This window comes from Mesorhizobium sp. WSM4810, assembly GCF_055811235.1.
Genome location: NZ_JBVVQV010000087.1, coordinates 1 through 785 on the forward strand (window position 1 = coordinate 1; position 785 = coordinate 785).

Below are 785 nucleotides of genomic sequence, written 5' to 3' on the forward strand. Positions count from 1 at the left end.
GCTGTCTTCGTGGTGCTCCACGTGGGCCAGACGAGCTATCTCCCGGAGATCCTTGATCGGGCTGGCCCTCTCAGGGCGATCAAGGCGAAGAGCGGGGAGCAGTTCGAGCGGGGGCGCATCTATGTGGCTTCACCCGGTTTCCATCTGCTGCTGCACCACGATCACATGCTGCTCCGGCGAGGCCCTCGCGAAAATCTCGCCCGGCCGGCGATCGATCCTCTCTTCCGGTCGGCCGCATGCAGCTATGGAGCTCGGGTCATTGGCGTCCTCCTCTCCGGCAGCTTGTCCGACGGCACCTCGGGTCCCCGGGCAATCAAGACCGTCGGGGGAGTAACAGTGATCCAGGACCCGAAAGACGCGGCCGTACCAGACATGGTTCGGAGCGCCTAGCGCCATGTCGAAATCGACCATTGCGTGCCGATCGTCGGAATGGGCGATCTGTTGGCCCGGTTGGCCTCCGAGCCCGCCGGCGAGACGCTTCCTGTTCCACCGGGAGTCCGGCTGGAGGCGGCAGTCGCAGCTCAGGAGCACTCCGCTATGTCGAATGAAGATCGTCTCGGCGAACTTTCGTTGTTTGTTTGTCCGGAGTGCCACGGTCCTCTGTGGGAGATCGAGGACGGCGACATGCTTCGCTACCGATGCCACACTGGGCATGCCTTCACGTCGGACGCGATGCTCGAGGCCCAGTCGGCCGAGACTGACCAGATATTGTGGAGCTTGCTGCGCGCGCATCAGCAGCGGGCGGCATTCACCCGGCGAATGGCCGACCGGGAAAGTGAGTTGGC

The 785-nt window shown here is 63.9% G+C and carries 1 protein-coding gene and 1 pseudogene; both read left to right on the plus strand.

The annotated features are described in order from the left end of the window. The coding region (locus tag AC0L3O_RS35405) for a chemotaxis protein CheB (RefSeq protein ID WP_473618152.1) at positions 1-390 on the plus strand (390 nt) is incomplete at its 5' end. Between the two features lie 147 nt (positions 391-537). Next, positions 538-785: pseudogene (locus tag AC0L3O_RS35410) on the plus strand (chemotaxis protein CheB); the annotation flags it as partial.